This is a genomic window from Lactobacillus mulieris (genome assembly GCF_007095465.1).
Classification (GTDB): domain Bacteria; phylum Bacillota; class Bacilli; order Lactobacillales; family Lactobacillaceae; genus Lactobacillus; species Lactobacillus mulieris.
This window is the reverse complement of the sequence record NZ_SDGL01000005.1, coordinates 39,261-65,103: the sequence shown is the minus strand read 5'-3', so window position 1 is coordinate 65,103 and position 25,843 is coordinate 39,261. Positions and strand designations below refer to the sequence as shown.

30 protein-coding genes are annotated in these 25,843 nt (G+C 35.0%); 28 read left to right on the top strand and 2 right to left on the bottom strand.

What is annotated here, in order from left to right; translation table 11 throughout:
- The first annotated feature begins 110 nt into the window (after positions 1 to 110).
- The 6 genes from citC to ETI37_RS03135 all read left to right on the top strand — a co-directional run bounded on the left by citC (position 111) and on the right by ETI37_RS03135 (position 6,242).
- Entirely contained in the window at positions 111 to 1,166 is a 1,056-nt protein-coding gene (gene citC, locus ETI37_RS03160) for a [citrate (pro-3S)-lyase] ligase (RefSeq protein WP_006586818.1), read from the top strand.
- Positions 1,156 to 1,449, top strand: coding sequence for a citrate lyase acyl carrier protein (gene citD, locus ETI37_RS03155; protein WP_006586817.1), 294 nt, complete (start codon positions 1,156 to 1,158; stop codon positions 1,447 to 1,449). The genes citC and citD overlap by 11 nt, the downstream gene beginning before the upstream one ends.
- Positions 1,450 to 2,364, top strand: a complete 915-nt coding sequence (citE, locus tag ETI37_RS03150; protein WP_006586816.1) for a citrate (pro-3S)-lyase subunit beta — start codon at positions 1,450 to 1,452, stop codon at positions 2,362 to 2,364.
- Positions 2,354 to 3,892, top strand: a complete 1,539-nt coding sequence (gene citF / locus ETI37_RS03145; RefSeq protein ID WP_006586815.1) for a citrate lyase subunit alpha — start codon at positions 2,354 to 2,356, stop codon at positions 3,890 to 3,892. Before citE ends, citF begins: the two co-directional genes overlap by 11 nt.
- Positions 3,893 to 4,065: 173 nt before the next feature.
- A complete protein-coding gene (gene citG, locus ETI37_RS03140) occupies positions 4,066 to 4,884 on the top strand; it encodes a triphosphoribosyl-dephospho-CoA synthase CitG (protein WP_006586814.1) in 819 nt (272 codons plus the stop codon).
- Positions 4,884 to 6,242, top strand: coding sequence for a threonine/serine exporter family protein (locus ETI37_RS03135; protein WP_006586813.1), 1,359 nt, complete (start codon positions 4,884 to 4,886; stop codon positions 6,240 to 6,242). Before citG ends, ETI37_RS03135 begins: the two co-directional genes overlap by 1 nt.
- Before the next feature lie 75 nt (positions 6,243 to 6,317).
- Here ETI37_RS03135 and ybaK read toward each other — a convergent pair whose 3' ends face one another.
- On the bottom strand, positions 6,318 to 6,824 hold the full coding sequence (gene ybaK / locus ETI37_RS03130) for a Cys-tRNA(Pro) deacylase (RefSeq protein ID WP_006587339.1): 507 nt from the start codon (positions 6,822 to 6,824) through the stop codon (positions 6,318 to 6,320).
- Positions 6,825 to 6,889: 65 nt separating this feature from the next.
- Here ybaK and prmA point away from each other — a divergent pair, with 65 nt between their 5' ends.
- The 15 genes from prmA (at position 6,890) to ETI37_RS03050 (ending at position 20,465) form a co-directional block, all read left to right on the top strand.
- Entirely contained in the window at positions 6,890 to 7,834 is a 945-nt protein-coding gene (gene prmA / locus ETI37_RS03125; RefSeq protein ID WP_006587338.1) for a 50S ribosomal protein L11 methyltransferase, read from the top strand.
- A gap of 44 nt (positions 7,835 to 7,878) precedes the next feature.
- Entirely contained in the window at positions 7,879 to 8,253 is a 375-nt protein-coding gene (locus ETI37_RS03120) for a hypothetical protein (protein WP_006586810.1), read from the top strand.
- 21 nt (positions 8,254 to 8,274) lie between these two features.
- Positions 8,275 to 10,509, top strand: coding sequence for a RelA/SpoT family protein (locus ETI37_RS03115; RefSeq protein WP_143458390.1), 2,235 nt, complete (start codon positions 8,275 to 8,277; stop codon positions 10,507 to 10,509).
- Positions 10,509 to 10,949: a D-aminoacyl-tRNA deacylase gene (gene dtd / locus ETI37_RS03110; protein WP_006586808.1), complete on the top strand. Its 441-nt coding sequence runs from the start codon at positions 10,509 to 10,511 to the stop codon at positions 10,947 to 10,949. The genes ETI37_RS03115 and dtd overlap by 1 nt, the downstream gene beginning before the upstream one ends.
- A 266-nt stretch (positions 10,950 to 11,215) precedes the next feature.
- Positions 11,216 to 12,496 (top strand): histidine--tRNA ligase, encoded by a 1,281-nt coding sequence (hisS, locus tag ETI37_RS03105; protein WP_006586807.1) that lies wholly within the window; start codon positions 11,216 to 11,218, stop codon positions 12,494 to 12,496.
- 17 nt (positions 12,497 to 12,513) lie between these two features.
- Complete coding sequence (gene aspS / locus ETI37_RS03100; protein WP_006586806.1) at positions 12,514 to 14,346, top strand: aspartate--tRNA ligase; 1,833 nt, start codon at positions 12,514 to 12,516, stop codon at positions 14,344 to 14,346.
- Between the two features lie 184 nt (positions 14,347 to 14,530).
- Entirely contained in the window at positions 14,531 to 14,797 is a 267-nt protein-coding gene (locus ETI37_RS03095; RefSeq protein ID WP_006587336.1) for an AbrB/MazE/SpoVT family DNA-binding domain-containing protein, read from the top strand.
- The gene (locus ETI37_RS03090; RefSeq protein ID WP_006586804.1) at positions 14,797 to 15,129 is read left to right on the top strand and encodes a type II toxin-antitoxin system PemK/MazF family toxin; all 333 of its coding nucleotides are present in this window, start codon (positions 14,797 to 14,799) and stop codon (positions 15,127 to 15,129) included. The genes ETI37_RS03095 and ETI37_RS03090 overlap by 1 nt, the downstream gene beginning before the upstream one ends.
- A gap of 149 nt (positions 15,130 to 15,278) precedes the next feature.
- Positions 15,279 to 16,865, top strand: coding sequence for an ATP-binding cassette domain-containing protein (locus ETI37_RS03085; RefSeq protein ID WP_006586803.1), 1,587 nt, complete (start codon positions 15,279 to 15,281; stop codon positions 16,863 to 16,865).
- 345 nt (positions 16,866 to 17,210) lie between these two features.
- Positions 17,211 to 17,396 carry a hypothetical protein gene (locus ETI37_RS03080; RefSeq protein WP_006586802.1) on the top strand — a complete coding sequence of 62 codons (186 nt, stop codon included), beginning with the start codon at positions 17,211 to 17,213 and terminating at the stop codon, positions 17,394 to 17,396.
- A gap of 242 nt (positions 17,397 to 17,638) precedes the next feature.
- Positions 17,639 to 17,887, top strand: a complete 249-nt coding sequence (gene mazE / locus ETI37_RS03075) for a type II toxin-antitoxin system PemI/MazE family antitoxin (protein ID WP_006586801.1) — start codon at positions 17,639 to 17,641, stop codon at positions 17,885 to 17,887.
- The gene (locus ETI37_RS03070; protein WP_006586800.1) at positions 17,881 to 18,219 is read left to right on the top strand and encodes a type II toxin-antitoxin system PemK/MazF family toxin; all 339 of its coding nucleotides are present in this window, start codon (positions 17,881 to 17,883) and stop codon (positions 18,217 to 18,219) included. The genes mazE and ETI37_RS03070 overlap by 7 nt, the downstream gene beginning before the upstream one ends.
- A gap of 319 nt (positions 18,220 to 18,538) precedes the next feature.
- Positions 18,539 to 18,979 (top strand): peptide-methionine (R)-S-oxide reductase MsrB, encoded by a 441-nt coding sequence (gene msrB / locus ETI37_RS03060; protein ID WP_006586798.1) that lies wholly within the window; start codon positions 18,539 to 18,541, stop codon positions 18,977 to 18,979.
- Positions 18,979 to 19,509, top strand: coding sequence for a peptide-methionine (S)-S-oxide reductase MsrA (gene msrA, locus ETI37_RS03055; RefSeq protein ID WP_006586797.1), 531 nt, complete (start codon positions 18,979 to 18,981; stop codon positions 19,507 to 19,509). The genes msrB and msrA overlap by 1 nt, the downstream gene beginning before the upstream one ends.
- A 77-nt stretch (positions 19,510 to 19,586) precedes the next feature.
- Positions 19,587 to 20,465 (top strand): YitT family protein, encoded by an 879-nt coding sequence (locus ETI37_RS03050; RefSeq protein ID WP_006586796.1) that lies wholly within the window; start codon positions 19,587 to 19,589, stop codon positions 20,463 to 20,465.
- A gap of 50 nt (positions 20,466 to 20,515) precedes the next feature.
- Here the strand turns inward: ETI37_RS03050 and ETI37_RS03045 are convergent, their stop codons facing one another.
- The gene (locus tag ETI37_RS03045; protein ID WP_006584812.1) at positions 20,516 to 21,340 is read right to left on the bottom strand and encodes a pyruvate, water dikinase regulatory protein; all 825 of its coding nucleotides are present in this window, start codon (positions 21,338 to 21,340) and stop codon (positions 20,516 to 20,518) included.
- A 145-nt stretch (positions 21,341 to 21,485) separates the two neighbouring features.
- On the opposite strand from ETI37_RS03045, the gene rpsU reads away from it, so the two are divergent.
- The 7 genes from rpsU (at position 21,486) to recO (ending at position 25,761) form a co-directional block, all read left to right on the top strand.
- Positions 21,486 to 21,662 carry a 30S ribosomal protein S21 gene (gene rpsU / locus ETI37_RS03040; protein ID WP_002880182.1) on the top strand — a complete coding sequence of 59 codons (177 nt, stop codon included), beginning with the start codon at positions 21,486 to 21,488 and terminating at the stop codon, positions 21,660 to 21,662.
- A 70-nt stretch (positions 21,663 to 21,732) separates the two neighbouring features.
- Positions 21,733 to 22,194, top strand: coding sequence for a GatB/YqeY domain-containing protein (locus ETI37_RS03035; protein WP_006586795.1), 462 nt, complete (start codon positions 21,733 to 21,735; stop codon positions 22,192 to 22,194).
- Between the two features lie 20 nt (positions 22,195 to 22,214).
- The gene (locus tag ETI37_RS03030; protein WP_006586794.1) at positions 22,215 to 23,168 is read left to right on the top strand and encodes a PhoH family protein; all 954 of its coding nucleotides are present in this window, start codon (positions 22,215 to 22,217) and stop codon (positions 23,166 to 23,168) included.
- A complete protein-coding gene (ybeY, locus tag ETI37_RS03025; RefSeq protein WP_006586793.1) occupies positions 23,168 to 23,692 on the top strand; it encodes an rRNA maturation RNase YbeY in 525 nt (174 codons plus the stop codon). Before ETI37_RS03030 ends, ybeY begins: the two co-directional genes overlap by 1 nt.
- Positions 23,692 to 24,114 carry a cytidine deaminase gene (gene cdd / locus ETI37_RS03020; protein ID WP_006586792.1) on the top strand — a complete coding sequence of 141 codons (423 nt, stop codon included), beginning with the start codon at positions 23,692 to 23,694 and terminating at the stop codon, positions 24,112 to 24,114. Before ybeY ends, cdd begins: the two co-directional genes overlap by 1 nt.
- Positions 24,098 to 25,006, top strand: coding sequence for a GTPase Era (gene era, locus ETI37_RS03015; protein ID WP_006586791.1), 909 nt, complete (start codon positions 24,098 to 24,100; stop codon positions 25,004 to 25,006). The genes cdd and era overlap by 17 nt, the downstream gene beginning before the upstream one ends.
- Positions 25,006 to 25,761 carry a DNA repair protein RecO gene (gene recO / locus ETI37_RS03010; RefSeq protein WP_006586790.1) on the top strand — a complete coding sequence of 252 codons (756 nt, stop codon included), beginning with the start codon at positions 25,006 to 25,008 and terminating at the stop codon, positions 25,759 to 25,761. The genes era and recO overlap by 1 nt, the downstream gene beginning before the upstream one ends.
- Positions 25,762 to 25,843: the final 82 nt, after the last annotated feature.

Genomic DNA, 25,843 nt, shown 5'->3' with positions numbered 1-25,843 from the left:
ACTATTTACAATTTTTGAAATTTAACGGTTTAATTTGAAATATTTAAAATAAAGAATTACACTAAAAAGGTAACTTAGTTAATTGTTACACAAAGAAAGGAGGCAGAATTTTGGATAAAGTTGTTGATCTTTATTTAAATGACCCCACAACTAAAAAACGCTGGATGAGCTTCTTGGAAAAGCTAGATTTGCATAATTTTTCTGAAAGAGAAGTTGCTGTGATTGACCATACTTTAGGTTTGGTTGATGAAGAGGGAAAATTAGTTGGAACAGGTAGTGTGGCCGGCAATGTGCTGAAGTATATTGCCGTTTGCAACAAAGATAGTGAACCTGGACAACGATTTAACAAGATTGTTACGGCGTTAAGCCAATATCTCTTTACTCAGCAAATTTTTCATATGTTTGTTTTTACCAAGGTTAAATATGCCGATAGTTTTAAGCATTTAGGTTTTAGTGAATTGGCTAGAACAGATGAGGCTGCTTTTTTAGAAAACGGTAGTCCTGATGTAAATGACTATTTGAGCAGTTTACCGCGAATTGATGGGCAAATAGATAAGAAAGTTGCTGGCATTGTTATGAATGCCAATCCCTTTACTTTGGGGCATCGCTACTTAGTTGAAAAGGCAAGCCAAGAAAATGATTTAGTTTATGTTTTTGTGGTTGCAACTGACTTGTCATTATTTAACTCTCAAGAGCGTTTTGAACTAGTTAGAAAAGGCTGTAGCGAGTTTAAAAATGTAGTCGTGGTTAGTGGAGATAGTTATATGGTATCAGCAGCTACATTTCCTGCCTATTTTTTGAAGAGCGCAGATAGCTTAATTGAAAATCAGACGACGATTGATGCAAGAGTTTTTAAAAACGTAATTGCCCCTGCGTTATCAATTAAGCGGCGCTATGTTGGAACAGAACCTTTTTCTCATGCAACGAGTATTTATAATGACAGCTTGCAGCGTGAATTAGAGCCTGACATTGAAGTACATTTAATTCCGCGTCTTGAAAAAGGTAAAACAACTGTAACAGCAACCAAGGTAAGACAATTAATTAAAGCAGACGACCTTGCCGCTATCGAAGACTTGGTTCCGGCATCCACAGCGGAATTTATCAAAGCAAATAAAAAAGAATTACAAAGACGTATCCGGGAAGGAATGAAAATAGATGGAAATTAAGACAACAGCAGTAGCTGGCACTTTAGAATCATCTGACATTCAAATTATGATTATGAATGGTAACAATGGTATTGAGATTACCCTTGAATCAGATGTTGCTAAAGCATATGGTGATCAAATTAAGAGCGTTATTACTGATACTTTGAAATCATTTGGTTTGACAAATGCAAAAGTTAAGGCAGTCGACAAAGGGGCACTTGACTGTGTAATTAAGGCCCGGACCTTAGCAGCTGCTCAAAGAGCTACTCAAACTACTGATAAACCTGCATTGGAGGTGCTATAAATGACTTATATCAAAAATCGTTTGCGTCGGACTATGATGTTCGTCCCTGGTAATAACCCAGCTATGATTAAGGATGCAGGTATTTATGGTGCTGATTCAATCATGCTTGACCTGGAAGACTCAGTTTCTTTAACAGAAAAGGATGCTGCTCGTTTACTTGTTTATGAGGCAATCAAGACTGTAGACTTTGGCGGCAGTGAAGTGGTTGTTAGAATTAATGGCCAAGATACTCCATTTTATGAAGAAGACGTTAAGGCAATGGTTAAGGCTGGCGTTGATGTTATTCGTTTGCCTAAGACTGAATCTGCAGATATGATTAAGAAATTAATTGCTGATATGGAAAAAGCTGAAGAAGAATATGGCATTGAAAAGGGTTCAATTGGTGTTATGGCTGCGATTGAAAGTGCCCAAGGTGTTTTAAATGCACCAAGTATTGCTACTTCAACTGACTTGATGATGGGTATGGCTTTATCTGGCGAAGACTACACTTCAGATATGCATACGCACCGTTATCCAGATGGACGCGAAATGGAATTTGCTCGTAACATGGTTTTACATTCATGTCGTGCTGCTGGTATCTATGCCTTTGATTCAGTCTTCTCAAACATGAAGGATACTGAAGGCTTTTATCGCGAAACCAACTACATTCACCAACTCGGATTTGATGGTAAGAGTTTGGTTAACCCTAGACAAATCCAAATGGTTAATAAGGTATTTAACCCAAGTAAAGAAGAAATTGAAAATGCTAAGAATGTTCAAAATGCCATTCGTGAAGCCCGTGCCAAGGGTAGTGGTGTTATTTCAATGAATGGTAAAATGGTTGATAAGCCTATCGTGGACAAGGCAAATAGAGTATTAGAAACTGCTAAAGCTTCTAACTTAATTGATGAGGAGGGCAACTACATTGGAGAATAGTATTAATCGCGAAATGCCTGCAGATGTGTTAGAAAAATTAAACTTAAAACCTTTTGAATCAGTTGAAATTGGTCATCCTGATATTCAAAGAGTTGCACCTAAGGTTCACGTTACTGCTGGTGAAAACAAGGTGGTAGACTCAATTGAAGATGTAGTTAAAGAAACCTTGAAAGATGGAATGACTATTTCTTTCCACCACCATTTTAGAAATGGTGATTATGCTTTTAATAAAGTAATGGATGTCATTATTAAACTAGGTTATAAAGATTTAACTTTAGCACCTTCATCATTAACTGGTGTCATGAATGACAAGGTAATTGAAGCTATTAAAAAGGGTGTTATAACTAATATTACTTCATCTGGAATGCGTGGTTCACTTGGTGACTTTGTTTCTCATGGTGGTTTAAAAAACCCAGTAATTTTCCGTTCACATGGTAACCGTGCTCGTTCAATTGAAGACGGCGAAATCAAGATTGACGTTGCCTTTTTGGGAGTTCCTGTTTCTGATCCAGCAGGTAATGCAAATGGACAAGATGGCAAGGCAGTTTTCGGTTCACTAGGTTATGCCCTAATGGATGCTCAATATGCTGATAAGGTTGTGTTATTGACTGATAACGTGGTACCATATCCAAACACTCCTGCATCAATTAAGCAAACTCAAGTTGATTATGTTGTTAAAGTAGATGAAATTGGGGACCCTAATAAGATTGGTTCAGGTGCTACTCGTTTCACTAAAGACCCTAAAGAATTAATGATTGCTCAAATGGTTAATGATGTAATCGTTAACTCACCATACTTCAAGGAAGGATTTTCATTCCAAACTGGTTCTGGTGGTGCTGCTCTTGCAGTTACTAGATACTTGCGTCAATCAATGCTTGACAAGGGAATTACCGCTTCATTTGCTTTGGGTGGTATTACCAAGCCAACTTGTGACTTGCTTGAAGAAGGTTTAGTCAAGAAAGTTATGGACGTTCAAGACTTTGATAAGGGTGCTGCTGCTTCAATGGCTAAGAACCGTAATCAACAAGAAATTGATGCTTCATGGTATGCTGATCCACATAATAAGGGAGCTGTAGTTAACAACCTTGATGTAGCAATTTTATCAGCCCTTCAAATTGACACTAACTTCCACGTCAACGTTATGACTGGTTCAGACGGTGTTATTCGTGGTGCGATTGGTGGTCACCAAGATGCTGCAAATGCCAAGATGACAATTATTACTGCCCCACTTGTTAGAGGTAGAAATGCTACTGTTGTTAAGAATGTTGAAACCGTAGTTACTCCAGGTGACTCAATTGATGTTGTTGTTACCGAACGAGGTGTTGCTGTCAACCCTAAGCGGCAAGATTTAATTGATTGCTTCAAGAAGGTTCCAAGTATTCATCTAGTTACAATGGATGAATTACAAAAATTAGCTGAAAAGCAAGTTGGTGTTCCTAATAAACTTAAATATACTGATAGAACAGTTGCAGTTATTGAATACCGTGATGGTACTGTAATTGACACTATCAAAGAAGTTAGAGATTAAGCTTGCATTAAAGAAAAAAATATTTTAAAATGCTTAATATTGAAAATAATTAAATATCCGTACAAAATAGGCTTCTTTGAAGCCTATTTTTTTGTTCTAGTTAAATTTTAAAATGTATAGCTAGTAAAATATGGTAAAATGATAAAGTTATTTAATTAAAAGAAGGGATACAAGTGAAATATCTACATGCTGATTTAGCTATTAAGGCGTTGCTTTATGAGGTAGTAACTTTGCCTAAGCCAGGATTGGTTGATCCTGCAACTCACGGCTCTCATCCTGATATGGATATTTATACTTTTATTGATAGTACCCTGAGTTTACGTACTTATTTTGAAAAAGCCGAAGAATTGGGACGTAATTATGATGGAAAATTGTCAGATATGTTTGAAAAACTTCGAAAGCATGGAATAAAGGCTGAGCAAAGGATGTTTGCTAGCACTAAAGGTATAAATACTCATAAAGGGGCAATTTTTTCGCTTGGTATTTTTGTTTGCGCTTGTAGTTATGCAAAAAGTAATAATTGTGATGTTTTTAAAATTGTTCAATCAATGACACAGGGACTAGTTGAACGTGATTTAGCAAACATTAAAAATCCAAAAACTGCAGGTGAAATTGAATATCAAAAATATGGCAAAGCCGGTATTCGTGGCCAGGCTGAAGCCGGATACCCAATAGTAAATCAAATTTCACTCCCATTTTTAAGACAAGCTACAGGAACTCTTAATGAAAAGCTGCTAGATACATTGATGAAAATAGCAAGTGTAACAGAAGATTCAAATTTTATTAAGCGCGCCGGTAGTATAGAGAAATTAGATGAGCTAAAAAAATGGAGCAAGCATTTTCTTGATTTGGGAGGAGCCAAAGAAGCTGAAGCATTAGCTTATTTATCAAGGCTTGATAACCTTTTTTCTGAAAAAAACTACAGTCTTGGTGGCTGTGCAGATTTGTTGATTATAACAATTTTTCTGGCCTTGGAAGAGGGAACAATTTAATGGTAAAGGAAATAGACAAAATAGATATGGGACATCATTTATCAAATTCTCACCACATGAAAATACAATGGGAGGAATTTTTTAAAAGTAAAGATGAAACTCCGGCTAAGAAGGCAACACTTGTCGAAAAAGCAAGTATTGTTGGACGTGTTGGATTAATGATTTTGAGCTGTGGTACTGGATCATGGAGAGTGCGCGATTCGATGAATACAATTGCTCGTGCATTAGATATTACATGTTCAGCAGATATTGGCTTATTAACAATTGATTGCACATGTTTTGATGTAAATAACCAGTCATATAGTCAAACTTTAACTTTACCTTCAACCGGTATTAATATGACTAAACTTAATGAATTAGAGCGTTTTGTTAGACAATTTGAAGCAGGAGATGGCAACTGGAATATTGGTCAAATTCACCGTCGATTAGGGGAAATTGAACATTTAAAAAGCCGTTATACACCAGTAATTGCGGGCTTAGCTGCGGCAATTGCTTGTGCAGGTTTTATCTTTTTGCTTGGTGGCGGTATACCTGAAATTGTATGTGCATTCTTTGGGGCGGGATGTGGTAATTACACTCGAATGAAAATGGGACAAAGGCATATAACAATGGTTGCTAAAGTTGCTACCGCTGTTTTTGTGGCTTGTGTAACGTATTTTTTAGCTTTCCAATTATTACATTTTATTTTTAATATTCGGTCTAGTCATATTTTTGGTTATATTGGTTCGATGCTGTTCGTAATTCCTGGCTTCCCATTTATTACTGCAGGCCTTGACTTATCGAAGTTAGATATGAGATCCGGCCTTGAAAGAATGGCATATGCATTATTAATTATTATTGTAGCTACGACTGTAGGTTGGGCAACTGCCTTGTTAATTGGGATTCACCCTGGAGATATGACCAAATTAGGCTTAAATCCTGTTAACTTAACGATTTTTAGGTTAATTGCCAGTTTTTGTGGAGTTTTTGGCTTCAGTTTAATGTTTAACTCTAAAGTTAATTATGCGGCCTTAACTGCTGTTATTGGAGCAATTTCCAATACTTTACGTTTAAGTTTAGTAGATTATGGTCATATGCCACCAGCATTGGCTGCTTTTATAGGTGTGCTTCTTTCCGGATTACTTGCTTCATTTATACGTGAAAAAGTTGGTTACCCAAGAATAGCTATTACAGTTCCGTCAGTAGTTATCATGGTGCCGGGACTTTATATGTATCGAGCTGTTTTCAATTTAGGTTTGACTCGAATAAGCCTAGGGGCTTATTGGGCTACTGAAGCAATTATGATTGTTATTGCATTACCACTTGGTTTGATTGCAGCTAGAATTTTGACAGATAGTAAATGGCGCCATGCTTCATAAAGTTAAAGACTATTCAAAAAAACAAGAGTTCATCTTCACGATAACTCTTGTTTTTTTATAATTAAATATTAGTGGTTATTTTTCTAACAAATCACCAAAAGTCCCTTCAACCACTTTTTGTAAGTCTAGAGGGGCCAATTGGACACTTCGCCCGACTTTCCCAGAGGAAACAATGATTTTTTCTTCATTTTTCATACTGTTGTCAAGATAAATCGGATAATGGTCATTAAAATGAATACCAATCGGAGTATTAGCACCATGAACATAGCCAGTTGTTTTTTCCAACTTCTTTAGTGGCAACATTTCACATTTTTTATTACCAGAAACTTTAGCTAATTTTTTTAAATCTAAATGTTCAGTAATAGGTAAAACAGCAACAAGTGGACCTGTTTTATTTCCTTCACAAGCAAGCGTCTTGTAGACCAGACGTTGGTCTTGTTCTAAAATAGAAGTATCCATTTGAAAAACACCATGTTCTTCATGGGTTTCAAATTCTTTTTGCTCGTAAGGAATTTTTTCTCGATCGAGAATCTTTTCTACTAATGTTTTTTCGAGTTTATCTTTTTTACGTTTCTTTGACATTTTTATCACCTTTACCATCATATCATGGTCAAACGTAGTGTCAAAAATAGATTGGAGTCTGATTAATGAAATTATTATTGATAAAATTGCAAACTAGCCATGAAATTGAAGATGCGCTAACTTATTTTAGTCAAGAACAAGTTAAGGCTTTAGGAGTTGAAGCAAGAAAGCGCAGTGATTTTGAACAAGCAGGCTGGGCTAATGATTCTACGGTAGTTGATTTCGATGATATAGAAAACTTGCCTGATGATATGGAATTTATCGCTTATTTTGATCAAGAACGTGACCCTCAGGAACTAATTGAACAATATAAGGATAAATTAACAGAATTAGAATCTTATGGTCTTGATACTGGCAAAAAAGAAATTAGTTATGACTATGTTCAAGATAAAGATTGGAATAAAGTTTGGCAGAAATATTATCACGTTCTTAATTTCTCTCGTCACTTGGCAATCGTTCCTGAATGGGAAGATTATCAACCTGAGTTCCCAGACCAAAAAGTTATTACTCTAGATCCAGGACTAGCTTTTGGGACCGGGGGACATACTACTACTCAGTTGGTAATGATGGCACTTGAACGTAGTATGACAAAACCTGCTAAGGTTTTAGATGTTGGAACTGGTTCGGGGATTTTAGCGATTGCGGCTAGCAAATTAGGAGCAGAAAGTGTTCTTGCTACGGATATTTCCGATGAGGCAGTTACAGCAGCTAACGAGAATATTGCACTTAATAAACTTAACAATATTAAAGTTATTAAAGCTAACTTGTTAAAAAATATAAATGGTAAATTTGACTTAATTTTAGCTAATATTTTAGCTGAAATCTTATTTGATCTAATTCCTGAACTGAATGATCACCTTGCTCCTAATGGTAAAATTATTTTTTCTGGGATTGATTATTTACAAGCAGAAAAAGTTAAACAAAGTTTAGCAGAAAATGGTTTTTCTGTAAAAACCACTATGCAAGAAGGACGTTGGGTTTGCCTATTAATTGAACGTAAACCAGAATAAAGTGCTAGAATTAAAAGAAATTAAAACAGAAAGAGTTGGATAATATGGCAAAATTACAGCTAGCCAAAAAGAAAATATTAGAAGCAAGCTGGATTAAAAAATTAAATAGTTATTCCTTTATGCCAGTAATTTGGTGGACACTATTATTGGTTCTTTTAGCATATGGCTCAAGTTTATTACAAATAAAATTAACTTGGCGAGTAGGATTTATTTTTATTATTTTAAATAGTTTGATTAGTTATCAGGTAGGAAAAGTAATAAATGATAGGAATCTTAAGAAGTATTGGCTGTTATTTTTGCCAATTGTGTTTTTATTAGTTGTATTATCACGATATGCTAAGTATAATTTAGTTTTAATTATTATTTATTTAATTATGGAATTTTTTGGCTCATTGAAGGGCAATATTTATAAAAACTAAATTTTGGAGTAGGTGAGTAAGATGTCTAAATACATTGAAATGACCCATGAAGAGGTTATCTCTGCATGTAAAAAATATATGAATAAAGAACAACTTGCTTTTGTAGAAAGAGCTTATGAATATGCAGATAAAGCACATTCAGGTCAAAAAAGAGCAAGCGGACAGCCATATATTATTCACCCAACTCAAGTTGCTGGGACTTTAGCAAATTTAGGACTAGATCCAGATACTGTTGCTGCGGGATTTTTACATGACACAGTTGAAGATACTTCAGTTACTAATGATGATATAAAGCGTGAATTTGGTGAAGATGTAGCTTTTATTGTTGATGGGGTAACAAAGCTAAACAAGTATGAATATAAGTCACATGAAGAATTTTTAGCTGAAAATCACCGAAAAATGCTGATTGCTATGGCAAAAGATTTGCGGGTAATTATGGTTAAATTGGCAGACCGTTTGCATAATATGCATACCCTTGACCATTTACGCCCCGATAAGCAACGCCGAATTGCATCAGAAACTTTAGATATTTATGCGCCGCTGGCAGATCGTTTAGGTATTGGGACAATTAAATGGGAGCTTGAAGATATGAGCTTGCATTATCTAAACCCTGAAGCCTACTACAATATTGTCAACCAGATGAACTCTAAGCGTAGTGAGCGCGAAGGCTATATTGAAACGGCAATTGCTTATTTAAAAGATACCTTAGATAGTTTGCATATTAAATATGATATTTATGGTCGACCTAAGCATATTTACTCTATTTACAAAAAGATGGTGAATAAGCATAAAGATTTTAGTGAAATCTTTGATTTACTTGCTGTTCGTGTGATAGTTCAAAATGTGCGCGATTGTTATGCCGTGCTTGGTGCTGTTCATACTAAGTGGAAGCCAATGCCTGGAAGGTTTAAAGATTATATTGCTGTTCCAAAGGCTAATGGCTATCAATCATTGCATACTACGATTATTGGACCAGGTGGGAAACCTCTTGAAATTCAAATTAGAACTCAACAAATGCATGAAGTGGCTGAATATGGGGTTGCCGCACACTGGGCATATAAAAAAGGTGACACTCAAGCTGTTGAAGCAACTAGTGCTGGTCGCAAATTAGATATGTTTCGAGAAATTTTGGAATTAAAAGATGAAACTAGTAATGCTGATGAGTTTATGAAGAGTGTGAAATCTGATATCTTTTCAGATTCAGTTTATGTCTTTACTCCAAAAGGGGATGTTTATGAATTAGCAAAGGGTTCTGTCCCACTGGATTTTGCCTATGCAATCCACACTCAAGTTGGAAGTCATGCTGTTGGTGCAAAAGTTAATGACAAGTTAGTCCCACTTGATTATCGTCTTAAAAATGGTGATGTTGTCTCAATTTTGACACAGTCTAATGCCGAACCATCACCAGATTGGATGAATATGGTCAAAACATCACGGGCTCGTAACAAAATTAGACGTTTTCTAAAAGAGCAACGCAAGGATGAAAACATTGAGAAAGGCCGTAGTGACGTTGCTAATTTACTTAGAGAACGTGGCTTGAATGCAAAGGAATATCTTGATAAAGAGCACATTCAAAAATTACTTGACCAATTAAATTATCATTCTGAAGATGAGATGTTCTCACAAGTTGGTTACGGTGAAGTTTCTGCAATTGGAATTGTTAATCGTTTAACTGAAGATTTACGTAAAGAAGAAAATAAAAAGCAAAAAGAATTAGAAGAAAAAATTCTGAATGCTGGGCAAACGGCAACTGAAGAAACTAAAAATATTACTCCAAATCGTGCAGTTATGCATGTAAAACATAATAATGGTGTCGTTATTCAAGGCGTAAGTGACTTAATGTTGCACTTAGCTAAATGTTGCAATCCAGTTCCTGGTGATGAAATTATTGGCTATGTTACAAAAGGCCGTGGTGTAACTATTCACCGGACAGATTGCCGCAATGTGACTGATGAAGCAGCTAAAGAGGGGCGTTTGATTGATGTTGATTGGGAAAATGTCGGAGAACGCTCAGAAACATTCAATGCCAACATTGAAATTTTTGGTTACAATCGTTCTAGCTTACTTAGTGATGTAATTAATAAGTTAAATAGTTTAACTAAAAATATTAAAAATATTTCTGGTAAAGTAAATGAAGAAAATATTGCCCATATTTACGTTACGATTACTGTTAAGGACTCTCAGCAGCTAAATGAAGCTTTGAGTCGCTTGCGCGATATACCAGATGTATATTCAACAAAGAGGTCTGATAATTAATGAGAGTTGTTATTCAAAGAGTTAATCACGCACAAGTGAAAATCGATGATGAAGTTGTAGGTAAGATTAAGCGTGGCTTTTTGTTATTAGTTGGTATTGGACAAGATGATAATGAGAAAGTAATTGCCAAGGCAGCTCAAAAAATAGCTAAAATGCGCATTTTTGAGGATGAAGAAGGAAAAACAAACTTAAGTTTGGCTGATGTAAAAGGCCAAATCTTAAGTGTTAGTCAGTTTACCTTATTGGCAGATACTAAAAGGGGAAATCGGCCTAGCTTTGTCAATGCTATGCGACCACCCAAGGCTGATGAATTATGGCAAGATTTCAATCAAGAGTTAAAGCAACTTGGCTTCCACGTGGAAACAGGTCACTTTGGGGCAGATATGAAAGTTGAACTTGAAAATGATGGCCCTTTCACAATCGTTTTAGATCTTGATTAGTATTGACTTTAATGAAAGAAAAAAGTAAGCTATAAAAGAATTATCAATGACGAAGAATTGAAGATTGAAACTTATTTTCAGAGAGTGTCCGTTTGGGTGAAAGGACATAGAGTAGCAATCTGTGACCCCTTTAGCAGATAATGGTTCGTGTGGCGAGCGTTAATCGTAGCAAGCAAAAGGTGGTACCGTGCTATTTGAGCGCCCTTGGATATATTCCCGGGCGCTCTTTTTAGTTGCAAAATTTAAACATAAAAAGGGTGTAGTTAATGAAGGTACAAAAGCCAAAAGGTACAGTTGATATTTTGCCTGAAGTTTCAGGAAATTGGGAAAAAGTTGAACAAATTGCACGTGACTTTTTCAAACAAGCAAATTACCGTGAAATTAGAACTCCTAGCTTTGAAAGTTATGAAGTCTTTTCTCGTTCATCCGGTGAAACTAGTGATGTCGTTGAAAAGGAAATGTATGACTTTAACGATAAAGGTGGTCGTCATATTGCCTTGCGTCCAGAAGGAACTGCTGGGGTAGTTAGATCATTTGTTGAAAATAAGATGTATGGTCCAGATGTCGTAAAACCATTTAATGTTTATTACATTGAATCTATGTTCCGATATGAAAGACCACAAGCAGGCCGTCAACGTGAATTTCACCAAATTGGTTGTGAAAGCTTTGGCTCAAATAATCCATTAGCTGATATTGAAACAATTATGATGGGGAACGACTTACTTAATAAGTTAGGTGTTAAGAATTTTGAACTTCATATCAATTCACTTGGTAATGAAGATGTTCGCCAAAAGTATCATGATGCTTTAGTTGATTACTTTACTCCAGTAAAAGATCAATTATCAGAAGATTCTCAAAGACGCTTGGGTAAAAACCCACTAAGAATTCTTGATTCTAAAGAAGAACAAGATAAGCAATTTTTACCAAATGCGCCAAGAATTGTGGATTATTTAGATGATGAATCAAAAGCTAATTTCAAATATATAACTGACGCTTTGGATAAGTTAGGCATTAAATATGTTTTAGATGATGACTTAGTTCGTGGGCTTGATTACTATACTGGTGTGATTTTTGAATTTATGGTTGCTGATACTGATTTGTGGGCTTCTCCAACTACTGTATTAGGTGGGGGAAGATATAATCACTTAGTTGAAGAATTTGGTGGACCTGAAACACCAGCTGTTGGTTTTGGTATTGGTGAAGAGCGTTTGATGCTTGTACTTGAAAAGCAAAACCCAGAATTGTTTGCTGATACTGGAATTGACTTCTTCATTGCTAACATTGGTGAAGGAACTGCGATGAAGAGCGTTGAACTTGCCAGAACTTTACGTAAGCAAGGTAAAAAAGTTCAATATGATGTAGATCAAAAGAAGCTTAAAAACCAATTCAAGAAAGCTGACCGTGTTCATGCCGAATTTGTAATTACTTTGGGTGAAAAAGAACTTGCCGAAGGAAATGTTTCAATTAAACGTTTAGCCGACGGCAAGCAAATCAAGTTTAGCTGGGATGAAATGAATAACATTAGCGAAGCTATGAAAAACTTTTAGGGAGATAAAAACTAACAATGGACAAGAGAACTGATTATTGTGGTAACATTACCAGCCAATATTTAGATCAAGAAGTAACTTTGTACGGCTGGGTACAAAGAGTCCGTAACTTGGGTAACTTAATTTTTATTGATTTACGTGACCGTGAAGGTATCGTTCAAGTTGTGGTTAACCATGATTCTGGTAAGGATTTAATGGATAAAGCTGACAGCTTAGGTAACGAATATGTTATTGAAGTTAAGGGTAAGGTAGTTAAGAGAAGTAGCGTTAATCCAGAAATGAAAACTGGTGAAGTTGAAGTTGATGCTACTACAATTACCATCCTAAACGAAGCTAAGAACCCACCATTTGAAATCAAGGATGACTTAAGTGCAAATGAACAAACTAAGCTTAAGTGCCGTTACCTTGACTTACGTCGTTCAACTTTACAAAGAGCTTTAATCACTCGTTCAAAGATTACTACAGCTGTTCACGAATTCTTTGATAGTGAAGGCTTCATTGATATTGAAACTCCTGATTTAGGTAAGTCAACACCAGAAGGTGCACGTGACTACTTAGTACCTTCACGTGTTTACCCAGGTAGTTTCTATGCATTACCACAATCACCTCAATTGTTTAAGCAATTATTAATGGGTGCTGGTTTTGACAAATATTATCAAATTGCACGTTGTTTCCGTGATGAAGACTTACGTGGTGACCGTCAACCAGAATTTACTCAAATTGATATGGAAACTTCATTCCTTGATGAAAAGGGTGTTCAAGACATCACTGAACGTCTTTTGCAAAAGGTAATGCATGATGTTAAAGGAGTAGATATTAAGTTACCACTTCCAAGAATTACTTGGAACGATGCTATGAACTACTACGGTAGTGACAAACCAGATATGCGTTTTGATATGAAGATTCAAGACTTAAATGAAGTCTTCAAGGATTCTGACTTTAAAGTCTTCTCAGGTGCTATTGCTGATGGTGGTTTTGTTAAGGCTATTGCTGTTGAAGGCGGGGCAAAGGCATATAGCCGTAAGAAGATTGAAGAAAAGCAAGAATACATCAAGCGCTTCCACGCTAAGGGCTTGGCTTGGGCTAAGTTTGAAGATGGTGAATTCTCAGGTCCAGTTAGTCGCTTTATTACTGATAATGAAGCTGAACAACTTAAGAAGATCTACAACTTAAAGGGTGGCGAATTGTTACTCTTTGTTGCTGACAAGTGGAAGGTATGTTGTGATGCTTTAGGTTACTTAAGACGTTCAATTGCCATTGAACTTAACATGGTATCTAAGGATGATTACCACTTTGAATGGGTTGTTGATTGGCCATTGTTTGAATATGATGAAGGCGATGATCAATGGATTGCAGCTCACCACCCATTCACTATGCCAGATGATGAAGGTATCAAGCTTCTTGAAACTGAACCACACAAAGCTCACGCAAGAAGTTACGATATCATCTTGAACGGTTACGAACTTGGTGGTGGTTCAATCCGTATCCATAAGAAGGACATCCAACTTAAGATGCTTAAGGCTCTTGGCTTTACTAAGGAAAAGGCTTACGAACAATTTGGCTTCTTACTTGATGCTTTAGACATGGGATTCCCACCACATGCAGGTTTAGCAATTGGTCTTGATAGATTTGCAATGCTCTTAACTGGTAAGGATAACATTCGTGACGTTATTGCCTTCCCTAAGACTGCAAGTGCAAGTGAACCAATGATGAAGGCTCCATCTCCTGTTTCAGATGAACAAATGGCTGAACTTGGAATCGAAGTTACTGCTTCTGCAAGAAGTGTACGTGATGACAACCAAAAAGAACTTGAAAAAGAAGCTGAAGCTGATATTAAGGATCATGAATAATTAAGAAAATAGTCTAGTTCGAAATGGAACTAGGCTATTTTTGTATTTTTTGGGGGAAAGTTTTAAAATGAGTTCAATAATTTAACTAAATCTTATTTCTTTAGTACGAAGTGTTTTTCTTTTTTGCAAAATAAATATGTGATAAAATTAGTAAGACGTAAGATGTAAGAAATGGAGGCAAATTATGGATAATGTAATGACAGGAAGAATGTCACAAAAAGGCCAAATTGTTATTCCGGCATCAATTCGTAAAGCTTTAGGCTTAACCAAAGGAACAGAATTATCTTTTAAGGTAGAAGGCGACGAAATTACAATAAAAAAATTACCAACAGCATTAGATTGGGCTAATCTAGTAAAACAAATTCCTGTTGAAAATGTAGAAATTGATAAAGAAGGGCATTATAATCCTAAGAAATCTCCAGAATTCCATGATTGGATGGTTAATGGTTGATGGAACCAATGGATATTTATATTGCCAATGTCCCATTTGACGAGAATAATAGAAGCAAAGTTCGGCCAGCTCTCGTAATTGAAATTAGTCAAGATAGTGTTATGGTTTTTAAAATAACTAGTCAGTTTAAAAATAAATCAATTCAGATTAAAAATTTATATTACCCAATTGAAGAGTGGAACCAAGCAGGTCTAAAGAAACAATCATATGTAGATATTCACAAATTGTATAAGCTTCCCCAAAAATGGATTTTTAGGCAACAACCAATTGGAAAATTGACAGATAATGATAAATTAGGACTCTTCAACTTTATTAAAAGAAAACAAAAGTAATTTGAATAATAGAAAAACAAGCAAGTAATTTTGCTTGTTTTTTGATTGAAATAATTAACTTAAATTTGCGAGATACATTCTTTGTATGAATATGGTTTGAGATAGTAAAATTTAAGTAGGGATGCATGTAATAAAAAAGGGGGGGTAGTATGAATACTTCATTGAAATATGCACCAAAGTGGAAGTTAGTTCTATATTCGCTGTTAGCAATTATTAGTTCGCTTGGTAATGTTGTTATAGCTTACGTAACAAAAATTATGTTAAATTCCGCTCAAAATCATCAAGGATCAGTGCAATTGATTGTTGTAACGGCCACTATTGGCTCGCTTACATTAATTGCTATTATGTTTATTAATTTTGGATTCCGGTATTTACGAAATGATATTGTCCAAGATATTAATTTGAGTTTGAAGAAGCGTATCGTGACATATTTAATTTACAATCAAAAAGATTCTCAAAAAGATGGTATGAGCTTGCTGACGAATGACATGAAGCAAGTGGAAACTGCAAAGATTCAAAATGAATTGTTAGTTATTTATCAGGGGATAACTTTTGTCATTGCTGTTTCTGTTGGTTTAATCAATTCTTGGCTGTTGACTTTAATTTTCATGGTTACCACCTTAATTCCAGGCTTCATTCAGAAGTTCTTTACTAAGAATATTCAAGAAAAATCAAAAATCTGGGAAGATAATAATGCTATTTATACGCAAAAGGTAAACGATGGTTTAAATGGCGCGAAAACTGTTGCTCTTTATGATGTACAACCAGTTTTAATTAAGAAAATTATCAATAGTGCTACGAATATGGAAGTTGCTCTTAAGAAATTTAATTATACACAAGGAGCAGTGGGTGAACTTATTCTAGCTATTGCTAATGTTTTCAGCTTTATTATTCCATTTTTGATTGGGGCTATTTTAATGTTTAATAATCAAATTGGCGCCGGTACATTGGTAATGATAATTCAACTTTCAAATGATTTTATCAATCCTGTAGTTGATATTTTCCAAAGATATAATGCTATTAAATCAACTGATTCTATTTGGGGTAAAGTCAGTGATGCACTTAACTTTAAGATCGATGACAGTGTCAATGAAGTAATATCAGATTTCAATTCATTAAAAGTATCAAACCTTTCTTATGAAGTGCCAAATAAACAATTGTTTGATAATGTTAATTTTGACGTTAAACCTAAAGATAAAGTTTTGTTAATGGCTCCGAGTGGTTGGGGTAAGACAACTTTACTGGGTATTCTGTTAGGAAGAATTGCCCCAAGTTCGGGTAAAGTTGAAATTAATCAAGTAGATGAGACTGGAAACTGGAAAAAGCTACATTCGTACTTTTCATATATTAACCAAAAACCATTTATTTTTGATGATAGTTTAGAATACAACGTTACGTTGGGGAGAAAGGTTAGCTCAGAAAAATTAAACTATGCCATTAATCAAGCTGGCTTAAAAGACTTGGTTGAAGAAAAAGGTTTAAATTATCAAGTGGGTGAAAAAGGTAATAAGTTATCAGGCGGACAAATTCAGAGAATTGAAATTGCGAGAGATTTATTAGCTGAAAGACCAATCATTTTAGCTGATGAGGCTACAAGTTCACTTGATCCAAAATTATCTTTAGCAATTCACAAGACGATTTTAGAGCAAAACCAAGCTGCTGTAATTGAAGTTGCGCATAAGGTTACTGATGAAGAGCGCGCAATGTTTACGAAGATTGTTAAGTTTAGTAAATAATTTTTTCAAAGACTAAGATGAGCAAAATCTTGGTCTTTTTTGCTATTTTTGAGTATCCTACTAATTTAAAAGAGCTCTTTGTCAAATCCTGTTGATGAAGAATGATTTAAAGAATCAAGCAATGAAGAAGTTGCTTGTTTTTTTCTTCTAACCTAATTCTTGTTAGTAAATTAATGTAATTTGAATAACCATAAGCAGTACGCTCAATCTATTAAAATTTGAGTCGTGTTGAATTTTATTGTAAGTAGAGGGACTATGGCCTCTTTTTTTGCTAGCAATTGTGCTATTTATAACTACTTTCTCGTCATTCTTATATTCTGTTTTTAAACATTAATATTGAAGCAAATGAAAAAAGAAATTGCTCAAGAAAAAGTTTATGACAAGCAATTAAAGCTAAAAACATCTGCAATACAGAATTTGAGAGAATCATGGCAGAATGCAAGCATTAGAGAAAATATGAGAAAGAAGTTTGAATCAAAAGCAAAACTCAGAGCAAAAAAATTAGCTATGAGCAGAGGTTTTGAACGATAGATGATAGCAGACACTAGAAAGACATTATAGTGTCTTTTTTTGGAGAATTAAAATGATAAAAAGAAATATTGAAATTGAATACCATATTAGACAACCAACTGGTGAAGTAATCTTAACTTTTTTATTTCTGGCTTCTGAGAGCACTATTATTTTTTACCGAAAAATAAGTAAATGTGATTACTTTTGTAATTACTTATGATATTATATGTTTATCATTAAGTTAAATAAAGGCGGTGCATTTTATGGATACTGTAAAAGCAAGAATACAAGGTAATGCAACAGTAGTAACAATTCCCAAATCTTTTAATGTAAAGCCCGGCACTGAGTACCGATTTACTAAAGGCAAAGGTGGAGTTCTTACATTAACACCGGCTAAGAGAGTGCCATCTTCGATTGAAGAACTATTTAAAGATTGGCATGGTGAATACCAAGTGCCTGATGACTTAAAGGAATGGCAGAATGTAAAGCCAGAAGGAGAAGAATTATGGTAGAGTATCCCCAGAGTGGTAGTATTATCTATATTAATTTTGATCCTTCAATTGGAGCTGAAATTCAAAAGCGTAGACCAGCAGTGGTCATTAGTAACGATATTTTAGCAAAAACATCACCTTTTGCATGGGTAGTGCCAATATCACATGATTCATTTAATGGAGAAGACTATCCATTACACGTTCAACTGGATGCAAGGACTCAAGTTGATGGAACTATCTATGTGGAACAGATTAAGGCATTTGATTTTAACCATCGTCAGTGGCAATTTGTAGAAATGTTACCAATGGATATCTTTGATGAAGTACGAAAAAAAGCAAGATTGGTCATATGATGCAATTCTCACTTTTGCTGTTTTATGTGTGATTATAAAAAACACATTATCGGTTTGGGAACAATCTGGAATATTACAATGAATATTGGCCCAATTTTAGTAGGTTCTTCTGTTCAGGAAAGTTTGATTTGGTTTTTCTGGACAGAAGTAGTCATTGTTGTAGGCTTGCAGTTTCTTATTATTTTAGTTTATATAATAGGATTTTTTAGAAAGAAATTTTACTCTAAAAATGAATAATTTTTTCAAAGACTAAGATGAGCAAAATCTTGGTCTTTTTTGTCATTTTTGAGTATCCTACTAATTAAAAGGAAGTGTTCTTATGGATTTAAGTGAAAAACAAGCTGCATTGAAAAAGCTAAGTAAAGAGCAATATGAAGTTACACAACATGCTGCAACAGAATACCCATTCTCTGGTAAGTATGATGACTTTTTTGAAGAGGGAATCTATGTTGATGTTGTTAGCGGTGAGCCACTTTTTTCTAGTTTAGATAAGTACAATTCAGGTTGTGGCTGGCCTGCATTTACTAAACCAATCGAAAAAGTGGTTTATAAACGTGATAGTAGCCATAATATGGAGCGAACTGAGGTAAGAAGTAAAGATGCCGATTCTCACTTAGGCCATGTATTTAATGATGGTCCAGTTGATCAAGGCGGAATGCGTTACTGCATTAATTCAGCTGCTTTGCGTTTCATTCCTAAGGCAGATTTGGAAAAAGAGGGTTACGGAAAGTATTTAGCTTTATTTGAAGGAGCAAAATAATGACAGAATATAAAAAGGCGATTTTTGCTGGTGGTTGTTTTTGGTGCATGGTAGCACCATTTGATACCTTACCTGGAGTTAAAAGTGTAATTTCTGGTTATACAGGAGGACATAAAGAAAATCCAACCTATGAAGAAGTATGTAATCATACAACAGGGCATTTAGAAGCTGTTGAAATCACTTATGACCCAGAAAAAATGTCTTATGAAAAGCTCTTGTCATATTATTGGCAAGTAGTTGACCCAACTGATGAAATGGGACAATTCCAAGATCGTGGTGAAACGTATCGTCCAGTAATTTACTATAGTGATGAAGAAGAAAAATCCTTAGCTGAAAAGTCAAAGCAAGAACTAGCTGACTCTGGAAAATTTGACAAGCAAATTGTCGTTGCAATTGAACCGGTGCAAAAGTTCTGGCCAGCTGAAGACTATCATCAATATTTCTACCAAAAGAATCCACTTCGGTACATGATGGAAGAAGCCGGTGGACGTGCTGCTTTTATCGAAAAACACTGGTCAAAAAATAATTAATAAAATATATAAATAACAAACAAAATCTTTCTAAATTTGGTAAACTAGTTGTGTTACTAATTTAAGAAGGTTTTTTTATGGAATCACTAGAAGGACTCTCACGACGTTATAATTTATTATCGAAAATTTCAGCAGCATTTTTATATGCAATTGCTGTTGCTGTGGCTTTGAATTTTTTCTGGCAACCTGGTCATATGTATTCTTCAGGAGTAACAGGATTTGCTCAGCTGATTAATACCTTATCAGAGAGATACTTACCATTCACTTTGACCACTTCGACGCTTTATTTTGCTTTAAATGTGCCATTATTTATTTTAGGCTGGTTTAAGATTGGTAAGAAATTCACTATTTTTACGATTATTGCAGTATTTCTTGCTTCGATTATGATGCATAGTTTACCTGCTCCAGAATGGAAGCTAGATCCGCTTATTTGTGCTATTTTTGGTGGCGTAATCAATGGTGTTGGTACCGGATTAGCTTTGAAAAGTGGTATTTCAACTGGTGGGTTAGATATTGTAGGTATCATTTTACGTAAAAAGACGGGCCAAAGTTTTGGATCAATTAATATTGCAATTAATCTTTTAATTGTGATTGCGGCTGGTTTTGTCTTTGGCTGGACCCGGTCACTTTATACAGCTTTGAACATTTTTATTAACGGCCGGGTAATTGACACTGTTTATACCCAGCATCAAAAGATGCAAGTCATGATTGTAACTGAACATCCTAAAAAAATTATTGATGGTATTCAAGAAAAGATGCATCGTGGGATTACGATAATTCATGATGTTGAAGGAGCTTATGGTCATACGGAAAAGACAATTTTATTTACCATTATTGACCGCTATGACATGTATGATATTCATAATATTATTGTTGCTTGCGATCCGTATGCCTTTGTTAGTGTAAGTGAAGTGGCAAAGGTTTATGGTCGTTTTAAGGAACAAGAACTAGTTTAAATAAATATAAAATAAAATCGCACCTCAAAAGAGATGCGATTTTTTAATTTTTACATTTCATCTTCAATTCCCAAATGACGTAAAATCAATGCTGCAGTTTCTTCAATTGAACGGTGGGCAACATTAACAACATAGCAACCTAACTTAGTAAAGAGCGCTTGTGCGGAAGCTAATTCCTTATTAATTGCGTCCATATTTGAATAAGAAGTTTCAGGATCAAGTCCATAACTCTTAAGCCGAGCAACTCTAATTTCATTTAAAACTTGCGGATCATTTGTTAAACCGATAATCTTTTTAGGATCAATTTGATAAATTTCATCTGGAATATGGGTTTGTGGTACTAGTGGAAGATTGGCTACTTTTAGATTTTTATTAGCCAAGAATAATGAAAGGGGAGTCTTACTTGTTCTTGAAACACCAAGTAACACAACATCAGCTTCCAAAAAGCCCTTGGGGTCTTTTCCATCATCATACATGACAGCAAATTCCATAGCTGAAATACGATCAAAATAATTTTTGGTTAATTGGTGACTAGCTCCAATTTGACCTGAAGGTTCAAGCCCTGTCATTGCATGAATATCATCAACGACACTTGAAAAAATATCGACTGGTTTTGCACCATGTTCACGGGCAAACTTAATAGTCGCTAATTGTAAATCACTGTTTACAAGAGTATAGCCAATTAACATATGCTCACAGCTATCAAGTTCATCAAAAACTTTTTCTAATTTTTCCATTGTTGTGATGAATGGATAACGACGGTAGTTTACTTCAGCATCAGGATATTGTGCTGCAGCAGCTTTCATTAAGTTAAAGGCAGTATCACCAACACTGTCGGAAATGATTATAATGTTAACAATTTTGCTTTTTTCCATAACTTTTTACCTCATTTATATTTTCAATTCTATTATACTCTGAAATTTTTTCTAAAAGAACTATTGACGTATAAGGACCTTTTTGGCTATAATTTAACTATATTGTTATGGCAGTACTGCCAAGAAATGGAAGGAGGGATCTCACATGGCCAAGACTATTGTTCACGAAAACGAGTCAATTGATGATGCTCTTCGTCGTTTTAAGCGTTCCGTTTCTAGAAGTGGTACTTTGCAAGAATACCGCAAGCGTGAATTCTACGAAAAACCAAGCGTCCGCAGAAAGTTGAAATCTGAAGCTGCTCGCAAGCGTAGACATTATTAATTAATAGAAAGCTCTCGACGAATAGTTTTTGTCGGGAGCTTTTTTGCACCAAGAAAGAAGGATTTTTCAAATGTCATTAATGGATCAACTCATGGCTGATATGAAAGAAGCTATGAAGGCTAAAGATAAGGAAAGACTAGCAACAATTAGAATGCTTAAGTCAGCTTTAATGTATGCCACTATTAAGGATGAAGGTAAGCTCTCAGATAATGAATTATCACGTGAACAAGAACTTGCCGTTTTAGGTAAGGAAAAGAAGCAACGTGAAGAATCAATTGCTGACTTTAAAAAAGCAGGTCGTGACGACTTAGTAGCTGCCACTGAAAAAGAACTTGAAATTGTTGAAAGTTACATGCCAAAACCATTTACTGAAGCAGAATTAAGTCAGCTAGTAGATGAAACAATTGCTGAAGTTGGTGCAAGTAGCAAGGCTGATTTTGGTAAAGTAATGAAGGCAATTGTACCTAAGATTACCGGTCGAGCAGATGGTAAAGAAGTTTCTAAATTAGTTGGAGCAGCACTTTCTAAATAATTTACTAAAAGGATGATGAAATGCCTCAATTTACATTTACGCCACAAAATCCCGCAAATATTATGAGTTTAGTGGGAGTTAATGACTCTAATTTAAAATTATTGGCTGATGGTTATGATTTAACTGTTGCCGATACTGGTGATGGCATCTTGATAGATTCGCCAGACGAAAAGAAAGTCAAACTTGTCATTAAAGTATTAGCTGCCTTAGAAAAAGTTGTCAATTCTGGAGTAAGTATTGCAGCTCCAGACGTAGTTAGTGCTATGAAGATGGCTGAAAAAGGAACAGTTGAATTTTTTGGTGATTTATATAATAAAATCTTGATTAGAGATGCCAAGGGGCGTCCAATTCGTCCGAAAAATGCTGGGCAACAAGCTTATATTGCAGCTATTCAAAAAAGTGATATTGTTTTTGGAATTGGACCAGCAGGTACTGGTAAAACTTTTCTAGCGGTTGTAATGGCAGTTAGTGCTTTTAAAAATGGTGAAGTTTCTCGAATTATTTTGACTAGACCAGCTGTTGAAGCTGGTGAAAGTTTGGGATTTTTACCAGGTGATTTGAAAGAAAAAGTTGATCCATATTTGCGCCCAATTTATGATTCATTGTATGCCGTCCTTGGTACTGAAACGACTAATAGGTTGATGGAACGAGGAGTAATTGAAGTAGCTCCTCTTGCATATATGAGAGGTCGTACTTTAGATGAAGCATATGTTATTTTGGATGAAGCTCAGAATACAACTGATGCCCAAATGAAAATGTTTTTAACGAGACTTGGATTTAATTCTAAAATGATTGTCAACGGGGATGTTACCCAGGTTGACTTACCAGGGAAACAACATAGTGGTTTACTTGATGCAATGCATATTTTAAAAGATGTAGATCAAGTTAAGTTTGTTAACTTTACATTTAATGACGTTGTGCGGCACCCTGTTGTAGCCAAGATTATTAGAGCTTATGAAGAAGAAGGACATTAATGGACGCTATTGATATTACTTATAACGATGAAACCAATTTCTTAGCTGACACAAGTCGTGATTGGCGCAAATGGATTATGGATTTACTCCTCATGGCTAAGAAAGAAATTAGTAAAGATAATAATTTAGAAATGAGTATTAACTTCGTAGATGAAGATAAAAGTCACCAAATTAATCGTGATTATCGAGGTAAAGATCGCCCAACAGATGTAATTTCATTTGCAATTGAAGATGGAGAAGAAGGCGTGGATCTTTCTAGCTTTATTGAAGATCCAGATTTCACAGAAGATATAGGTGACTTGTTCATGTGCATCAGTGTGATTAAGCGGCATGCTGAAGAATATGGGACAGGATTCGATAGAGAATTTGGTTATACTTTAGTTCATGGCTTTTTACACTTGAATGGGTATGATCATATTGAACCTGCTGAAGCTAAGGAAATGTTTGGCATTCAGGGGAAAGTTCTAGAAGAATATGGTCTTCCTCTTTATCCAGATCAATTAGATGAAGGACGTGGAAAGTAATGAATACTGAAGAAAAGAAGTTATATGAACTTGCAGTTGCACATTTGAATACTGCTTATGCTCCTTATTCTAAATTTCATGTTTCAGCAGCGCTTTTAACAGAATCAGGAAAAATTACTACTGGTGTTAATATTGAAAATGCAGCTTATGGCTCAACTATTTGTGCAGAGCGAGTAGCACTTTTTAATTATGTTAATCAAGGTTTGAAGGATGATCCAATCAAATGCTTATTAATTACTGGCAATACTAGTCGGCCAATTTCCCCATGTGGTTCTTGCCGTCAAGTTATGGCAGAATTTATGAAAGCTGATAGTAAAATTATCTTAACTAATGCTCAAGGTGACTATAAAATGACAACTTTAGCTGATATTTTACCTTATTACTTTACAGATGGAGATTTAGCAGATGGTAGAAACAAGTAAATTTAAATCTGGTTTTGTTGCGCTAATTGGGCGCCCAAATGTAGGTAAATCAACTTTGATGAACCATTTAATTGGACAAAAAGTTGTTATTACATCTAATAAATCTCAAACAACTCGTAATAAAATTTCAGGTATTTTCACTACTGAAAATTTACAAGCTGTTTTTGTTGATACTCCAGGCATTCATAAGCCACAAAATAAATTAGATGATTATATGGATAAAGCTAGTCTTTCATCATTAAATGATGTTGATTTAGTTTTTTTCATGGTTGAACCGGAAAAAGTTGGTAAAGGTGATGAATACATTGCTGACTTACTTAGCAAAGTTAAAGTTCCAATTTTCTTAATCATTAATAAAATTGACCAGGTTCATCCGGATAGCTTGCTTCCTGTTATCGAGTCATATCAAAAATTAGGAAAATTTGCAGAAATTGTTCCAATTTCTGCAACCAACGGCAATAATATGGAAGATTTAGTTGCTACTTTATACAAATATTTGCCAGAAGGACCACAATTTTATGGTAGTGATGAAGTTACTGATCGTCCGGAATATTTTGTTGTTGCAGAATTAATTCGAGAACAAATTTTGCGCTTAACGCAACAAGAAATTCCACATGCTACTGCAGTTGTAGTTGAAAGAATGAATCAAAGAATTAATGGCAAATTGCAAGTTGAAGCCACAATTTATGTGGAACGTGATGGCCAAAAGAAGATTATCATCGGTAAGGGTGGTAGTATGCTTAAAAAGATTGGAATTCAATCACGTAAGCAAGTTGAAGCTTTATTAGGTGAAAAAATTAATCTTCATTTATGGGTAAAAGTTCAAAAGAATTGGCGAACTGATCCAAGCTTCTTAAAGCAAATTGGTTATGACAGTAAGGACTTGTTTTAATGACTAGAGAAGTCGTTGAAGTAACAGGGATTGTATTTAAACGTCAAAGATATAAAGAAGCCGATGTCTTAGCTAAGATAATTAGTAAGGACATGGGCATTTTTACTATGCTGGTGAGAGGAGCTCTTAGACCTAAGTCTAAATTAAGTGCTAGTGTGTTGGCATTTTCTTATGGAAATTATCAAGTTTTGACAAGCCAGAAGGGCTTGAGCCCCCTAAAAACCTATAAAGATATTAAACAATTTTCTAATTTATATAGTGATTTAACTTTAAATAGCTATGCTTGTTATCTTTGTGATTTGGTGGATCATGCATTTGTAGAATACCAATCTTTAGGTGAATTTTATAATTTGATATTAGTGGCTTTGACCAAGTTAAATGCTGGACAAGATCCTGAAATTATTTGTCAATTAGTTGAACTTCAGATGCTAGCTGCATATGGAGTAAGACCACAATTCAAGCAGTGTGCTATTTGTGGTGAAATACACGGCCCTTTTGATTATTCGATTAGTGCAGGTGGAGTGATCTGTCAAAAACATTTTAATGAAGTAGCTCGAATGCATTTGGATGCCAAGCAAGTCGCCATGATTAGAACGTTGGGGTTAGTTAATATCAATCGTTTAGGACAAATAAATGTGAAACCTGATACTAAAAAAGCAATTAGAAGAGCAATTGATCGAATTTATTTTCAAACAGTTGATTTGAATCTCAAGACGAAGAAATTTTTAGATGAGATGCGTAGACTTGAGATTTAATTGCACAATTTAAATAAAAATATGGTAAAATGTTAAAGTATACTGACAAAGATGAGGATAAGAAAAGTACTAGTTAAGCGAG

Excerpts from the sequence above, each read along its gene's own strand:
- citD (WP_006586817.1), top strand. The coding sequence starts at position 1,156 with ATGGAAATTAAGACAACAGCAGTAGCTGGCACTTTAGAATCATCTGAC.
- ETI37_RS03090 (WP_006586804.1), top strand. The coding sequence starts at position 14,797 with ATGGAACCAATGGATATTTATATTGCCAATGTCCCATTTGACGAGAAT.
- mazE (WP_006586801.1), top strand. The coding sequence starts at position 17,639 with ATGGATACTGTAAAAGCAAGAATACAAGGTAATGCAACAGTAGTAACA.
- ybeY (WP_006586793.1), top strand. The coding sequence starts at position 23,168 with ATGGACGCTATTGATATTACTTATAACGATGAAACCAATTTCTTAGCT.
- prmA (WP_006587338.1), top strand. The coding sequence starts at position 6,890 with ATGAAATTATTATTGATAAAATTGCAAACTAGCCATGAAATTGAAGAT.
- msrA (WP_006586797.1), top strand. The coding sequence starts at position 18,979 with ATGACAGAATATAAAAAGGCGATTTTTGCTGGTGGTTGTTTTTGGTGC.
- msrB (WP_006586798.1), top strand. The coding sequence starts at position 18,539 with ATGGATTTAAGTGAAAAACAAGCTGCATTGAAAAAGCTAAGTAAAGAG.
- dtd (WP_006586808.1), top strand. The coding sequence starts at position 10,509 with ATGAGAGTTGTTATTCAAAGAGTTAATCACGCACAAGTGAAAATCGAT.
- ETI37_RS03120 (WP_006586810.1), top strand. The coding sequence starts at position 7,879 with ATGGCAAAATTACAGCTAGCCAAAAAGAAAATATTAGAAGCAAGCTGG.
- ETI37_RS03080 (WP_006586802.1), top strand. The coding sequence starts at position 17,211 with ATGAAAAAAGAAATTGCTCAAGAAAAAGTTTATGACAAGCAATTAAAG.
- citE (WP_006586816.1), top strand. The coding sequence starts at position 1,450 with ATGACTTATATCAAAAATCGTTTGCGTCGGACTATGATGTTCGTCCCT.
- recO (WP_006586790.1), top strand. The coding sequence starts at position 25,006 with ATGACTAGAGAAGTCGTTGAAGTAACAGGGATTGTATTTAAACGTCAA.
- ETI37_RS03135 (WP_006586813.1), top strand. The coding sequence starts at position 4,884 with ATGGTAAAGGAAATAGACAAAATAGATATGGGACATCATTTATCAAAT.
- ETI37_RS03035 (WP_006586795.1), top strand. The coding sequence starts at position 21,733 with ATGTCATTAATGGATCAACTCATGGCTGATATGAAAGAAGCTATGAAG.
- rpsU (WP_002880182.1), top strand. The coding sequence starts at position 21,486 with ATGGCCAAGACTATTGTTCACGAAAACGAGTCAATTGATGATGCTCTT.
- ETI37_RS03030 (WP_006586794.1), top strand. The coding sequence starts at position 22,215 with ATGCCTCAATTTACATTTACGCCACAAAATCCCGCAAATATTATGAGT.
- hisS (WP_006586807.1), top strand. The coding sequence starts at position 11,216 with ATGAAGGTACAAAAGCCAAAAGGTACAGTTGATATTTTGCCTGAAGTT.
- aspS (WP_006586806.1), top strand. The coding sequence starts at position 12,514 with ATGGACAAGAGAACTGATTATTGTGGTAACATTACCAGCCAATATTTA.
- ETI37_RS03085 (WP_006586803.1), top strand. The coding sequence starts at position 15,279 with ATGAATACTTCATTGAAATATGCACCAAAGTGGAAGTTAGTTCTATAT.
- ETI37_RS03095 (WP_006587336.1), top strand. The coding sequence starts at position 14,531 with ATGGATAATGTAATGACAGGAAGAATGTCACAAAAAGGCCAAATTGTT.
- ETI37_RS03070 (WP_006586800.1), top strand. The coding sequence starts at position 17,881 with ATGGTAGAGTATCCCCAGAGTGGTAGTATTATCTATATTAATTTTGAT.
- ETI37_RS03045 (WP_006584812.1), bottom strand. The coding sequence starts at position 21,340 with ATGGAAAAAAGCAAAATTGTTAACATTATAATCATTTCCGACAGTGTT.
- cdd (WP_006586792.1), top strand. The coding sequence starts at position 23,692 with ATGAATACTGAAGAAAAGAAGTTATATGAACTTGCAGTTGCACATTTG.
- ETI37_RS03050 (WP_006586796.1), top strand. The coding sequence starts at position 19,587 with ATGGAATCACTAGAAGGACTCTCACGACGTTATAATTTATTATCGAAA.
- ybaK (WP_006587339.1), bottom strand. The coding sequence starts at position 6,824 with ATGTCAAAGAAACGTAAAAAAGATAAACTCGAAAAAACATTAGTAGAA.
- era (WP_006586791.1), top strand. The coding sequence starts at position 24,098 with ATGGTAGAAACAAGTAAATTTAAATCTGGTTTTGTTGCGCTAATTGGG.
- ETI37_RS03115 (WP_143458390.1), top strand. The coding sequence starts at position 8,275 with ATGTCTAAATACATTGAAATGACCCATGAAGAGGTTATCTCTGCATGT.